12 protein-coding genes, 2 tRNA genes and 2 pseudogenes are annotated in these 13,031 nt (G+C 64.5%); 8 read left to right on the top strand and 8 right to left on the bottom strand.

What is annotated here, in order from left to right:
• Positions 1-33 precede the first annotated feature (33 nt).
• Both AU196_RS15850 and AU196_RS15845 read left to right on the top strand, forming a co-directional pair.
• Positions 34-474 (top strand): Rieske (2Fe-2S) protein, encoded by a 441-nt coding sequence (locus tag AU196_RS15850; RefSeq protein ID WP_231737599.1) that lies wholly within the window; start codon positions 34-36, stop codon positions 472-474.
• Between the two features lie 97 nt (positions 475-571).
• Positions 572-1,654, top strand: a complete 1,083-nt coding sequence (locus AU196_RS15845) for a fatty acid desaturase family protein (protein ID WP_059096013.1) — start codon at positions 572-574, stop codon at positions 1,652-1,654.
• Positions 1,655-1,702: 48 nt separating this feature from the next.
• Here the strand turns inward: AU196_RS15845 and clpX are convergent, their stop codons facing one another.
• The 5 genes from clpX to AU196_RS15820 all read right to left on the bottom strand — a co-directional run bounded on the left by clpX (position 1,703) and on the right by AU196_RS15820 (position 6,169).
• Positions 1,703-2,983 carry an ATP-dependent Clp protease ATP-binding subunit ClpX gene (clpX, locus tag AU196_RS15840; RefSeq protein ID WP_059096012.1) on the bottom strand — a complete coding sequence of 427 codons (1,281 nt, stop codon included), beginning with the start codon at positions 2,981-2,983 and terminating at the stop codon, positions 1,703-1,705.
• Between the two features lie 306 nt (positions 2,984-3,289).
• Positions 3,290-3,937, bottom strand: a complete 648-nt coding sequence (locus AU196_RS15835) for an ATP-dependent Clp protease proteolytic subunit (RefSeq protein WP_059096011.1) — start codon at positions 3,935-3,937, stop codon at positions 3,290-3,292.
• The gene (locus AU196_RS15830; protein WP_011560960.1) at positions 3,937-4,524 is read right to left on the bottom strand and encodes an ATP-dependent Clp protease proteolytic subunit; all 588 of its coding nucleotides are present in this window, start codon (positions 4,522-4,524) and stop codon (positions 3,937-3,939) included. The genes AU196_RS15835 and AU196_RS15830 overlap by 1 nt, the downstream gene beginning before the upstream one ends.
• 108 nt (positions 4,525-4,632) lie before the next feature.
• Positions 4,633-6,045 (bottom strand): trigger factor, encoded by a 1,413-nt coding sequence (tig, locus tag AU196_RS15825; RefSeq protein WP_059096010.1) that lies wholly within the window; start codon positions 6,043-6,045, stop codon positions 4,633-4,635.
• 50 nt (positions 6,046-6,095) lie between these two features.
• A tRNA-Pro gene (locus tag AU196_RS15820) sits at positions 6,096-6,169 on the bottom strand.
• 139 nt (positions 6,170-6,308) lie between these two features.
• Between AU196_RS15820 and AU196_RS15815 the strand changes: the two genes are divergently transcribed.
• Positions 6,309-6,382 (top strand) — tRNA-Gly (locus tag AU196_RS15815).
• Positions 6,383-6,501: 119 nt separating this feature from the next.
• Positions 6,502-6,756, top strand: coding sequence for a hypothetical protein (locus AU196_RS26145; protein ID WP_231737597.1), 255 nt, complete (start codon positions 6,502-6,504; stop codon positions 6,754-6,756).
• 51 nt (positions 6,757-6,807) lie between these two features.
• On the opposite strand, the pseudogene AU196_RS26375 reads toward AU196_RS26145, so the two are convergent.
• Positions 6,808-7,287: pseudogene (locus tag AU196_RS26375) on the bottom strand (DDE-type integrase/transposase/recombinase); the annotation flags it as partial.
• 61 nt (positions 7,288-7,348) lie between these two features.
• Positions 7,349-7,615, bottom strand: a pseudogene (locus tag AU196_RS26370) (helix-turn-helix domain-containing protein); the annotation flags it as partial.
• Positions 7,616-7,893: 278 nt separating this feature from the next.
• On the opposite strand from AU196_RS26370, the gene AU196_RS25565 reads away from it, so the two are divergent.
• Genes AU196_RS25565 through AU196_RS25555 form a run of 3 tightly spaced genes read left to right on the top strand, consistent with a single transcriptional unit; the run spans position 7,894 to position 9,373 of the window.
• A complete protein-coding gene (locus AU196_RS25565; protein WP_157546359.1) occupies positions 7,894-8,202 on the top strand; it encodes a hypothetical protein in 309 nt (102 codons plus the stop codon).
• Complete coding sequence (locus AU196_RS25560; protein ID WP_157546356.1) at positions 8,199-9,062, top strand: LPO_1073/Vpar_1526 family protein; 864 nt, start codon at positions 8,199-8,201, stop codon at positions 9,060-9,062. Before AU196_RS25565 ends, AU196_RS25560 begins: the two co-directional genes overlap by 4 nt.
• An 8-nt stretch (positions 9,063-9,070) precedes the next feature.
• A complete protein-coding gene (locus AU196_RS25555) occupies positions 9,071-9,373 on the top strand; it encodes a hypothetical protein (RefSeq protein ID WP_197415804.1) in 303 nt (100 codons plus the stop codon).
• Positions 9,374-10,065: 692 nt separating this feature from the next.
• On the opposite strand, the gene AU196_RS15805 is transcribed toward AU196_RS25555, so the two are convergent.
• Positions 10,066-11,052, bottom strand: coding sequence for a hypothetical protein (locus AU196_RS15805; protein WP_157546350.1), 987 nt, complete (start codon positions 11,050-11,052; stop codon positions 10,066-10,068).
• Between the two features lie 589 nt (positions 11,053-11,641).
• On the opposite strand from AU196_RS15805, the gene AU196_RS15800 reads away from it, so the two are divergent.
• Positions 11,642-12,922, top strand: coding sequence for an AMIN-like domain-containing (lipo)protein (locus tag AU196_RS15800; protein WP_157546347.1), 1,281 nt, complete (start codon positions 11,642-11,644; stop codon positions 12,920-12,922).
• Positions 12,923-13,031 lie beyond the last annotated feature (109 nt).

Below are 13,031 nucleotides of genomic sequence, written 5' to 3'. Positions count from 1 at the left end.
TCTCAGCGGCCTTCTCAGCGGAAAGGCAGCACCATGGAATTCGAGACCTCGAACATGCCCCGGCGCCACGTCGTCGTCGGCGCCGGGCTCGGCACCCTGGCCGCGGCGTTGACCGCCTGCGGCGGCTCCGGCGGCGGTTCGGGCGGCGAGGAGCCGGCCGAACGAACCAGTGCACCGGCAGGCGGCGAGGCGACCGGCCGCGCGCTGACCAAGGTCGTCGACGTCCCCGTCGGGTCCGGTGTCATCGTCGACGACCTCGTCGTGACCCAACCGACCCAGGGGGCGTTCACCGGACTGTCGAGGGTGTGTACCCACAAGGGCTGCAAGGTGTCCGAGGTGGTGGGCGCCGAGATCGTCTGCCCGTGCCACGGCAGCCGCTACCGCCTCGACGGTTCGGTCGCCAACGGGCCGGCGACACGACCGCTGCAGGCCCAGGCCGTGACGGTCCAGGGCGACGACATCGTTCTCGCCTGATCACCGCCGGCACGTAGACTCCGTTCCAGGAGCGGTCCTGACCAAGGGTCTCAACGCGTAGACGATCGCGCACTCCCCCGCCGACCCGAGGACTCATGTGGCAATCACGGACGTCGCTGCCTATGCGCATCTGAGCAAGGCGGAAGTCGATGCGCTCGCGCACGAACTCGATGCCATCCGCGACGAGGTCGAGGCGTCGCTGGGTGCCCGCGACGCGGCATACATCCGCCGCACCATCCGCGCGCAGCGCCTCCTCGACCTGGCCGCGCGGATCCTGATCCACCGCAGTCGGGGGGTGGCCGGCTGGGCGCTGGGCACCGTCGCCCTGGCGACCGCCAAGTGTGTCGAGAACATGGAGATCGGCCACAACGTCGGACACGGACAGTGGGACTGGATGAACGATCCGGAGATCCACTCGAACACCTGGGAATGGGACATGGCGGGTCTGTCGTCTCAGTGGCGCTACTCCCACAACTACACCCACCACGTGTTCAACAACATCATCGGCGTGGACGACGATCTCGGTTTCGGCGTGCTGAGGGTGTCCCCCGATCAGCAGTGGAAGCCCGATCACCTCGCGGCTCCGTTACGAAACATCCTGTTGGCGTTGGTGTTCGAGTGGGGCATCGCGCTGCACGGTCTCCACGCGGCGCGGGACCGCGCCCTGCTGGTCGGCGGCGCGAAGGGTGGCCGCGATCTGCTGGCCAAGGTCGCGCGCCAGATCGGCAAGGACTACGTCGTCCTCCCCGCACTCAGCGGGCGGCGGTTCCGGCGGACACTGCTCGCCAACGTCGCGGCCAACGTGCTGCGCAACCTGTGGGCGTATGCGGTCATCTTCTGCGGCCACTTCCCCGACGGCGCGGAGAAGTTCGACCCCGCCGTCCTCGAGGCCGAGACCCGCGGCGAGTGGTATCTACGGCAGATGCTGGGCAGCGCGAACTTCCACGCCGGCGCCGCGATGGCGTTCATGAGCGGGCATCTCTGCTACCAGATCGAGCATCACCTGTTCCCCGACCTGCCCAGCAATCGGTTGACGCAGATCGCGCAGCGGGTGCGCGCACTGTGCGACACGTACGGCCTGCCGTACACGACGGGCCCACTGCCCCGTCAGTACTGGCAGACCTTCCGCGCCATCCACCAGTACGCCGTGCCGGACCGGTTCCTCGCGAGAATGCACTGAGGGTCGTGAACCTTCGCGGTTCACGACCCTCAGTGCAATCTCGGCGGGCTAAGCGCTCTTGTCGCGACGCTCGCTGCGCTGCGGCTTGCGCGGCACGATCGTCGGGAGCACGTTGTCCTGCACGGTCTCCTTGGTGACGACGACCTTCGCGACGTCGTCGCGGCTCGGGATGTCGTACATCACCGGCAGCAGGACTTCCTCCATGATGGCGCGCAGACCGCGGGCGCCGGTGCCGCGGTGGATGGCCTGGTCGGCAATGGCGTCGAGCGCGTCACCGCTGAACTCGAGTTCCACGCCGTCCATCTCGAACAGCCGGGTGTACTGCTTGACCAGCGCGTTCTTCGGCTCCGACAGGATCTTGACCAACGAGTCCTTGTCGAGGTTGGTCACCGACGCCACGACGGGCAGGCGGCCGATGAACTCGGGGATCAGACCGAACTTGATCAGGTCCTCGGGCATGACCTCGGCGAAGTGGTCCTGGGTGTCGATCTCGGCCTTCGAGCGGACCTCGGCGCCGAAGCCCAGACCACGCTTGCCGACGCGGTCGGAGACGATCTTCTCCAGCCCGGCGAACGCACCCGCGACGATGAACAGCACGTTGGTGGTGTCGATCTGGATGAACTCCTGGTGCGGGTGCTTGCGGCCGCCCTGCGGAGGCACCGATGCCTGCGTGCCCTCGAGGATCTTGAGCAGCGCCTGCTGCACACCCTCGCCAGAGACGTCGCGGGTGATCGACGGGTTCTCGCTCTTGCGGGCGATCTTGTCGACCTCGTCGATGTAGATGATGCCGGTCTCGGCGCGCTTGACGTCGTAGTCGGCGGCCTGGATCAGCTTGAGCAGGATGTTCTCGACGTCCTCACCGACGTAGCCGGCCTCGGTCAGTGCGGTGGCGTCGGCGATGGCGAACGGGACATTGAGCATCTTGGCCAGTGTCTGGGCGAGGTAGGTCTTACCGCAGCCGGTGGGCCCCAGCATCAGGATGTTGGACTTCGTCAGCTCGACGGGCTCGGAGCGCGAATCGCGGCTCTTCTCCCCGGCTTGGATGCGCTTGTAGTGGTTGTAGACGGCGACGGCCAGGGTGCGCTTGGCGGTGTCCTGTCCGATGACGTAGCTCTCGAGGAACTCGCGGATCTCCGCGGGCTTGGGCAGCTCGTCGAGTTTCACCTCGTCGGCGTCGGCCAGTTCCTCTTCGATGATCTCGTTGCAGAGATCGATGCACTCGTCACAGATGTACACGCCGGGGCCGGCGATGAGTTTCTTGACCTGCTTCTGACTCTTCCCGCAGAACGAGCACTTCAGCAGGTCACCGCCGTCTCCAATGCGCGCCATGGTGGTGGGGTCCTACTTTCCTGTTCGACGTCGGTGGGCCGGTTCGGGTCGTTGACAGGACCTGTGGTGAGGCCCTCTTCCCGACGCTACCCGTTAACTCCCGCGCGGTGCGACCGTTAGTGCCGAATCGCGCTGGTGGTATTCAGCTGTCGCGCCAACATAACGCCTCGCACGTCCGGTTGCCGCGTGCCACGCGCCGCCGTGTCCCTGGCGTGTCGTCACCGTGACCGGAGCGAACGGCTGAGGCCAACGATACCGCCGGGCGGCATCGTCGGCCTCGGGCCGAAGCGGCGATCCCGTGGCTGCTCAGGACGTCTGAGCGGACAGCTTCCGGTACTCGAGCACCGTGTCGATGATCCCGTAATCCTTGGCCTCGTCGGCGGTCAGGATCTTGTCGCGGTCGGTGTCCTTGCGGATCGTCTCGGCGTCCTTGCCGGTGTGCCGAGCCAGCGTGACCTCCATCAGCGTGCGCATCCGCTCGATCTCCTTGGCCTGGATCTCCAGATCGGAGAACTGGCCCTGGATCACGCCGGACAGCGCGGGCTGATGGATGAGGATCCGGGCGTTCGGCAGCGCGAGCCGTTTACCGGGCGTGCCGGCGGCCAACAGCACCGCGGCGGCCGACGCGGCCTGGCCGAGGCAGACCGTCTGGATGTCGGCACGCACGTACTGCATGGTGTCGTAGATCGCCATGAGGCTCGTGAAGGAGCCGCCCGGCGAGTTGATGTACATGGTGATGTCGCGGTCCGGGTCGAGCGACTCGAGCACCAGCAGCTGGGCCATGATGTCGTTCGCCGACGCGTCGTCGACCTGCACGCCGAGGAAGATGATGCGTTCCTCGAACAGCTTGTTGTACGGGTTGGACTCCTTGACCCCGAAGCTGGAGTGCTCGATGAACGACGGCAGGATGTAGCGCGCCTGGGGCTGGAGGCGCGGGTCGGTCTGATTGCTCATTAGGGGGCCACTCCGTCGTTGATGCTGGCGCTGGTGATGATGTGGTCGACGAATCCGTACTCGAGGGCTTCCTGTGCGGTGAACCAGCGGTCGCGGTCCGAGTCGGCCTCGATGCGCTCGATGGTCTGCCCGGTGAACTCGGCGTTGAGGCGGAACATCTCCTTCTTGATCGCCGCGAACTGCTCGGCCTGGATCGCGATGTCGGCCGCGCCGCCGGTGATGCCGCCGAGCGGTTGGTGCATCAGGATCCGGGCGTGCGGCAGGGCGTACCGCTTGCCCTTGGTGCCCGCGGCGAGCAGGAACTCACCCATGGACGCGGCCATGCCCATCGCGTAGGTCGCGACGTCGCACGGCGCCAGCACCATCGTGTCGTAGATCGCCATGCCGGCGCTGATCGAGCCGCCGGGCGAGTTGATGTACAGGTGGATGTCCTTGGTCGGGTCCTCCGCCGAGAGCAGCAGGATCTGCGCGCACAGACGGTTGGCGATGTCGTCGTCCACCTGTGAGCCGAGGAAGATGATGCGCTCGGCGAGCAGACGCTCGTAGACCGAGTCCTGGAGCGTGAGGCCCGGCGCCCCGCCACGCATAACAGTCACGACTGGATACCTGCTTTCTCTTACGTCTTGGGTCGCTACCGACACTAACCAACCTGCGCGAGCGTGCACTCCCTGACGGGCGCGCGTTCGCTCACAGCGTCACTTGGCTTCGTCGTCCGAGTCGGCTTCCACGTCGGCTTTTACGTCGGCATCCGCGTCGTCATCCGAGTCGGTCTCGGCCTGCGCACCGCCCGACGGGCCGAAGAACTCGGTGGTGTCGATGTCGTTGCCGTCGCTGTCCTTGACGGTGGCGCCGTGCACCACGGCCGCGATGGTCAGACCACGACGCACGTCGGCGAACATGGCGGGCAGCTGGTTGTTCTGCTGCAGGATCTGCAACAACTGCTGCGGCTCGAGGCCGTACTGCCGCGACATCAGCACCAGCCGCTCGGTCAGGTCGCCCTGACCGACCTGAACCTCGAGCTGATCGGCGAGCGCGTCCATCAGCAGCTGGGTCTTGACGGCCTTCTCGGCCTCGGTGCGGGTGTTGGCGTCGAACTCCTCGCGGCTGCTGCCCTGTTCGGCCAGCTGCTCGGCGAAGCGATCCTCGTCGTGGTCGAGGCCGTGGATTGCGTTGTGCACGGTGTCGTCGATCTGGGCCTGGACGATCTTCTCGGGCAGCGGAACCTCGGTCTGCTCGAGCAGCAGTTCCAGCGCCTTATCGCGGATCTGCTCGGCCTGCTGCACCCGCTTGACCCGCTTGACCTGCTCGACCAGGCTCTCCTTGAGCTCGTCGATGGTGTCGAATTCGCTGGCGAGCTGGGCGAATTCGTCGTCGGGCTCGGGCAGTTCGCGTTCCTTGATGGACTTCACCGTGACGGTGACGACGGCTTCCTTGCCTGCATGCTCACCGGCGGCCAGCGTGGTGGTGAACTCCTTGCTCTCCCCCTCCGACAGGCCGACGATCGCGTCGTCGAGACCCTCGATCAGCTGGCCGGAGCCGACCTCGTGGGACAGTCCCTCGGTCTTGGCCTCGGGAACGTCCTGCCCGTCGACGGTGGCCGACAGGTCGATGGAGACGAAGTCGCCGTCCTGGGCCGGACGCTCGACACCGGTCAGCGTGCCGAAGCGGGCGCGCAGCGACTGCAGTTCGGCGTCGACCTCCTCGTCGGAGATCTCGATCGGGTCGACGGTGATCTCCAGCGCGGACAGGTCCGGCAGCGTGATCTCGGGACGGACGTCGACCTCGGCGGTGAACACCAGGTCCTCGCCGTACTCCTTCTTGGTGATCTCGATCTCGGGCTGGCCGAGCGGCTGCACGTCCGAGCTAGTCACGGCCTCGGTGTAGCGGCCGGGCACGGCCTCGCCGACGACCTGATCGAGCATGGCCTCGCGGCCGACGCGGGCCTCGAGCAGCTTGCGCGGCGCCTTACCGGGCCGGAAGCCGGGGAGCCGCACCTGCTTGGCGAGCTCCTTGAACGCCCGGTCGAAGTCCGGTTCGAGTTCCGTGAAGGGCACCTCCACGGAGATGCGCACCCGGGTGGGGCTCAACTTCTCGACGGTGCTCTTCACTGCGGTCTCTCCTCATGTCTGGGTACTGCGTCGTGTTCGGTGCTGGGTTGTCGGGGTGACAGGATTTGAACCTGCGGCCTTCCGCTCCCAAAGCGGATGCGCTACCAAGCTGCGCTACACCCCGCGCCGTCACGGTCCGCACCGTGCGTGGACGCGCGGCGCTGACCACGCGAGATACTACGGCTTGTGCACCGAGCACCGACGCGCGAGGCAGCCAATTGGATTTGATCCGGTGCGCGCCGGTACGATCCTCTCCGCAACGTGCGGGCGTAGCTCAATGGTAGAGCCCTAGTCTTCCAAACTAGCTACGCGGGTTCGATTCCCGTCGCCCGCTCCACTGTGATGTTGCAAGACATCCGAAGAGCTCTGAACCCTCGTTGGGGGTTCAGAGCTTTTTCGTGGGCGTCCGCAGGGGACTCCACGGGGTTGGTAGTCCCTGGTGGGGTCGATGGTGAGGTGGCGGATGAGCTCGCCGGTGGAGGCGTCGATGATTCTGACGTCGTGGTTGTGGATGAGCATCAGAACGCGGGTTCGGGCGTGGGCGCGGCCGATGCTGATGTGGTGGAGCTTGCCGTTGACCCGCAACGTCAGGGTGCCGTAGGCGTCGACGCGGTCGGTGCGCACGCGTTGGTGGCTGTCGATGCGTTGCGCAGGGGCGAGTTTGTGGCGGGCGGTGTAGGCGGTGGCCGGGGTGGCTTTGTGAGGCAGTGAGCAGTACGGGCGGCGGTGGTTGTACTCGTCGACGAAGGCGTCGAGTTGGGTTTGCAGTTCGGCCAGGGTGTGGGCGTGGGGCTGGCGGGAGAGCCCGCGTTTGAGGGTTTGGTGGAAGCGTTCGATTTTGCCGCAGGTGGTGGGGTGGTTGGGGGTGGAGTTGATCTTGATGACGCCAAGGTGGTGCAGTTCGTGCTCCAGGGCGTTGCGGCCGCCTCTGCCGCCGGCCAGTCGGGTGGTGAACACCATGCCGTTGTCGGTCAGTGTCGAGTACGGGGTGCCGTGAGCGGCAGTGGCTTTGCGGAATTCGTCGGCGACGATGGGGCCGGTGACGCGGGTGTGCGCGGTCACGGAGATGGCGTAGCGGGAGTGGTCGTCGAGCCAGTCGAGTAATTCGACGTGGGTCCGGTCGGCGAGCCACCAGTGGGTGAAGTCGGCTTGCCAGCGTTCGCCTGCGTTGGTCGGCGGCGAAGCGGATGTAGGAGCTCTTGGGTCGTTTCCGTGGTGCGGGTTTGACCAGGCCGGCGGCATGCAGGTGCCGGCTGACCGATGCCGCCGACACGGTCGTGGCGTGGTGGTGGCGCAAGTGCCAGGCGATAGTCGACGGGCCGTTGTCGAGGCCTTTGCTCGGCAACTCGGCGCGCAGTTCGACGATCAGGCCGATCGTGGTCTCGGGTAGCCGGGCCGGACTGGTGTGCGGGCGCCGCGAGCGCGGCTCGAAAGCCGCCTCGCCCTCGAGTCGGTACCGGGCGACCAGCCGCGATATCCAGGACTGCGACACCCCGTAGTCGCGTGCGACATCGGATTGGCTGCGACCCTCGACAACGACCGCGGTGATGACCAGACGAGCCTTCGACATAGCGCTGACGGTCACCCCGCCCGGCTATGCCGATGTCTTGCGACACCCTATGCGCATGTCCTGAAGCACACCGTCGCCCGCTCCACAGGACCGGCCTGATGAGGGCCGGTTTTCGGTTTACGCGACGAAACCGCAGGTTGGCTGTGCTCCCGCATGATCTGCAGTGACCTACTCCGAGTCGTCGGCGGATCGTTTGCTGCGTGGTCGTGCGCGTACCCAAGATCCGCTTGTGCCGAACACACGTTCCAGTATCCTGAGCGGTCGAGAGGGTCAGTGACATGGGGAGAACCATCGGTCGAGTCGGCGGCGCTTCTGCAGGTGTTATCGCGATCGTCTTCGGCGTTCTGGACCTGCTCGGTAAGGTGCCGCCGCCATGGGTTCCGCTGGCCCTAGGCGGCGTTGCGATTGCCGGTGTGCTCGCCGACTACCTCGTTGAGCGAAGAGGCGGCGATGGGCAGACGCCGTCGACCGTGAAACAGAAGCAGGTCGGCCGCAAGGGATCGATGGGACTGCAAGCCGGACGTGACATCAGAGACGTTAAGTTCGGCGATGGCGAAGATTCTCCGACGCGAGGAGGGGATCGGTGAGGCCAAGCCAGGAGCAACACGGCGGCGAAAATGCCCACCAATACCAAGCGGGTCGCGATGTCGCCGTTCATAACCACTATCACTACGAAGTCGCGGAAGAGCGTCTGCAGGAACTGGCACAAAGGCAAGAGAAGACCGCGATCGACTTGTGGGAGAAGAATGCCCCAAGGCTGGTTCAACAAGCCAAGGATGAGTTCGCCGGTCGAGCGATCGAAATGACACGCGAAGTCATCAAGAATGTCATCGCAGAAAATGCTGATAATCTCGAACTATTCGGGCAAACGCGTGCTCAAATTCCATTACTCAAAGCGCAAAACAGCTACGGCGAGACCGGTAATAAAGAAGTCGTTCCACACCTCGCAAGCCTGGTGGCTCAGCTGATAACCTCGGAGCCGCAGTCCTATATAGAGATGCTCTCGCGTCGTGGCGTGGATTGCATCACAAATATGACCAGCGAACACCTTAACCTTGTCACGGTAATCGCAAAGCTGCAACACCGATGGTTTCCTCGCGCCGTCACAGTCAAGATCCTAGCGAACAGTTTAAGAAAGAGCCTCGGTGTGTATTTCAGGCGAATTCCGACGGAGGCTATTGAATACAGCTACATAACTCCCTCGGCATTGGCGAACGCGGCCAGAACGAGTGGGGTCGGTTCGCTGGCATTTTCACCGGTACCATCGATGATTACGGTCCATACGGAGCACTTCGGGCCTCGAACCCGAACGCGATGTACGACGGCTTTCGTGTCGACGAACTGCCCGAGTTGGCTAAGAGTTTGGATCCCGTCGACTACTTCGTCTGGGATAACGAAGATCTTGAGATCAGGTACCTTAATCCTGATTTTGCGAACAAGTGGTTGAGTGCCAAAATGAACTTTTCACAACCCGAACGACCGGACCACCCGGCGGAACTAGCACTAATTACGTTCTGCGAAAGCAGGATCTTCGGTGCTGACGAACTGAAGAAACGTATTCGACAACTGGATGCCGAACTAGCAGATTTTCTCGACACCCTCGAGAAGTTTGGGGCGCTCGACCTTCACCTTAATCCAGTCGGGCTCATGCTAGCCGCCCAAGAAGAGAAAATCCGTTCGAATGGCGAGAAGTCAGACCTTCTCGAGTCCCTACAGCCTTCCCGCAATGCTGCCACTTCTACCGACAAAGTTGAATAGCGTTCGACAGCGGCCGACCGCGACGGCGATAGCGACTGTAGGGCCACCCGGCCGCGATTTCTTCCCGGAATTCCAGCTCTGGTTCAGTTCGCTCTCCAGTTTCCAAGCACGACTTCATTCCTTCGTCGAATGTCCCGGCCCGGCTCGAACCCGCGAATATCGTCGGGCAAGTCGCACGCGCACAGTTCAACGGCCTGCGGCTCGAAGGAAGCCTGGGCCCGGCCTGGCTCATCGAGTCCGAGTTCATTCCGGCCGGATACGTGACCGTCGTCGCGTCCGCCGGTCCCGGCAGCGCCGACAACCCGGTCGCCCTGCGCGAGCACGACAAGAAAGCTATCGGGCCTTGCGGCGTATCCCCGGCAACTGGAACTCGTACCCGATGATCGACAGGTTCCTGATGCCGCACGGCAGGTGTGGGTGTGCGGCACCGGGGCGCGGCTGTCTGTATCCAGGTAAAGGCATCCGGAAGCTACGACGTACCGAGCGTTCCGCGATGAGCAGCACCGGCACACCGCCCGGCAGCTACAGCGGTTTCGACGGACGTATGCCTGTACTCGTCTCCGCCGTACCCCGAGGACGAAAGCGAGTTCGGCCTAGCGCCGGAGAGTTCGTGCCCGAACGCGCCGCTGTCGCCGATCGCTATGTCAAGGCGCGCGGAACGGTAGGGATCGAATTCGGAAGGTCCATCAGCCCTACCGGGGTAGCACATCCCAGTCGGTTATGCCGAGTTCGATCACTCCTCCTGTGTCGACGGTCGATACGCGAAATCCCTGTGTTCCATGCTGGTACCGGGCGGCGCGACGCTTCGCCCTTTCCCGTCGACCGTTCCAGCCTGGCGGTGGCCGCCCATTGCCCTCGTACACCCAGTAGGGTGCCAAGTTCCTCTCGTCCCACCACAACTGCACTTCCTTCGCCTTCGCGTTTAACTCCGCTAACTCTTCGACGCTGCGCGCGTTTACCTCGTCCCAGAACCATTGGAAGAAGGCGCGGGCGGACGCCTGGTAACGCTCGATGATCGGGGCGAAGTCGAAACGCGGCGGTTGCTTCTTTAGGTAAGCAGTTGCCGCAGACCGCCACTCGTCCCACCGCAGCAGAGCATCGCGGTCAAGCTGCAGCGTGTTAAGTCGGATTACTGGGCCGCCGCCTTGCCACGACATCGTGGTGCCGAGGCCAGGTACGGGTATCGCGTAGTGGGTGCAGTAGTTGCGCAGCTTCTGCATGAACTCGGCTTCACCAGTCTCGAACGTCTTCTTCAGCTGCTCGGCGTAGTCCTTCGTCTCAAACTCCGATAGGCCCTGCTTGGTTTGCAGCGGCCGATTGCAGGCGGCGCACTTCGCAGCCTTCACGCGCTCGGTTGGCCAACGGTGCCGCATAACGACGCGCTGCGCATCGATTAGAGAGGTGACTGACGTCAGGTAGTTGTGCAACAACCGCACGAGTTCGTTGACGTAGTCGTCGGACACCTCGCGCGCCCACATCGTCGGAGATTTGAGGAACGTCCCGACATGCTCGGTAAGCTGCTGCGCGTTCCGGCTGAACGTGTATGAGCATCGGTTAAGCGCTTCGAGGTCCTCGTTCAACCGGTAGCCCGGCAGCGCCTTTAAGTACGCCTTCCGCCGCTGCATCTCCGTCGTCACCGGGTTTCGGTAGATCGTCTCCGTATCCGTTTCGTCAGACACCCTTCGACGGTATGGCAGCACACTGACATGCACCGTCGGACCGATCTCGCCAACCGGCATTACCCTCGGCGACCGGCGGGGCATCGAAGCGCACCAGTGTTCGATTTGCTCGCCCGGCACGTCCTGCACCCGCAATCCTCCCGCGTGTTGTCGGTTCGCTGGGGCCGTCGAACGCCGCAGGTCGCACACGGTGCGGCACTGCTCAACGGGCCGGTCCGGGCTATTCAAGACTGGTTCGGGCCGGTTGCCCGACGATGGTCCTACCGGCGCGGATCCGTTGCCTGTGGTCGGCGAAACAGCCTTCCAAACTAGCTACGCGGGTTCGATTCCCGTCTCCCGCTCCATTGGAACAGCGCAGGGTCCGCCGGAGGCGCTTCGGCGGACCGCGCGGTTCTGTCGAATTCCCATTCGAGAACACCTGCCGTCGCATTGGCTACTGCGTCTCGTGAGCGTCCTCTCGGCTGAGGCTGCGTACCACGCGCTTCATCACGCGGCGATTGTCGGCACGCTCGTGTATTTGCCGGCGGGCTCCCACCGCGTCGTGGAAGCGCACAGTCCAAAGCCACACGCAGGACTAAGCTCTCGATCCATGCACCGTCGGAACGTTGCTACCGTCGTAGCGCTCGCGCTGCTCCTCGCGGGCTGCGGCTTACGTATTCCCGACATTTTCAGTACGCCCACCGCTGCGACAGGAGACCCTGCGCACCCGGTGTCGGTCAGCTTCACACAGGCTGGCACTTCACTGAGCGTTCGACTCCACAACCCGAATCCCGATGTCGGATTGGTTCGTTCCCCGTTCGAACTCGCGATGATCGACCGGACGGGCGCGGTGATCGCGACCGAAGGGCAGGGCGGCATTCCGGGCGCACCGGTCAACACGATCTACCAACTACCGCCCGGCGGCGAATACGGTCTGGACATCCTCGGCGTTCCTGAGGGACAGACCGTCGCCTCGGTGGAGCTCACGATCCTCGGCGAATGGTTCGAGTGGGCCACCGTCAATCCGCCGACAGTGACCGTGACGGACACCACCGTTCTTTCGGACGACGGTGTTTTCGGCCCGTCTGTGACCGGACGGCTGACGCTTGATCAAGACGGCCCGCTCAACGTGGTGGTCGTCGCGTTCGTGACGACATCGACCGGGACCGTGGTGTCCGACGTCATCGTGGACTGTGTACAGACGGGGCAACGCAGGACCTTTCAGACCAACTCCATCGCCGACGCACGCGGGCCCTACACGCTGGACGGGGTCGTTGCCTATGCCACTGCGGTCGAGGGTGCGGGGCCGAACTTCGACCCCCGATGCTCGTCACCGCCGGCGGGCGCGCCACCGCCCGCTGCAAGCGGTGCGGGAACACTGCCGCCGTCGTCACCGTCGCCTCGACCTACGTCCGTCCCCCCTTCGCCCGCCAGCCCGCCACCGCTACGCATGCCCTCCCTCTCCGATGCCCACGGCGACCGGCCCGACGGCGACAGCGGGCATCTGGTCGCAGTGCGGCTGGCCCGCAACGACGGATTCGACCGGCTGGTGTTCGAATTTGCCGACGGGGTGCCCAGCTACACGATCGGTTACCGTCCGCTGCCGGCATACGCCGATCCGTCGGGCGCAGACATCCCGCTACCCGGGGCGAATGCCGCTGTACGGGTCGTACTCAGCGGAGCGACGGGCAATGGAGGGGGCGTCGACGGCGAGCGGACCTACTTCGGGGCGTCGACCGTCACCGCCGACACCGCAGTCGTCACCGAAGCCAAGGCGGCCGGTGACTTCGAGTCCGTCCTCTCTTGGGTCGTGGGACTTCGCTCCGAAGTCCCGTTCAGCGTCCTCGTGTTCAACGGGCCGCCCCGCCTCGTCATCGACTTCGTCCGATAGCGCGGCCGGTTACCCGGGTTCGGCCCGCCGCCCGCCCGACCCGAAAGTTGCTATTTCAAATTCGGTATGACGCATATACCCTGGTGAAGGTCCGCTTTTGACGCGGGCG

The sequence above is a fragment of the Mycobacterium sp. IS-1742 genome, from assembly GCF_001500125.1.
Classification (GTDB): Bacteria; Actinomycetota; Actinomycetes; order Mycobacteriales; family Mycobacteriaceae; genus Mycobacterium.
The sequence above is the reverse complement of the archived record's forward strand: the minus strand, read 5'-3'. Positions and strand labels throughout refer to the sequence as shown.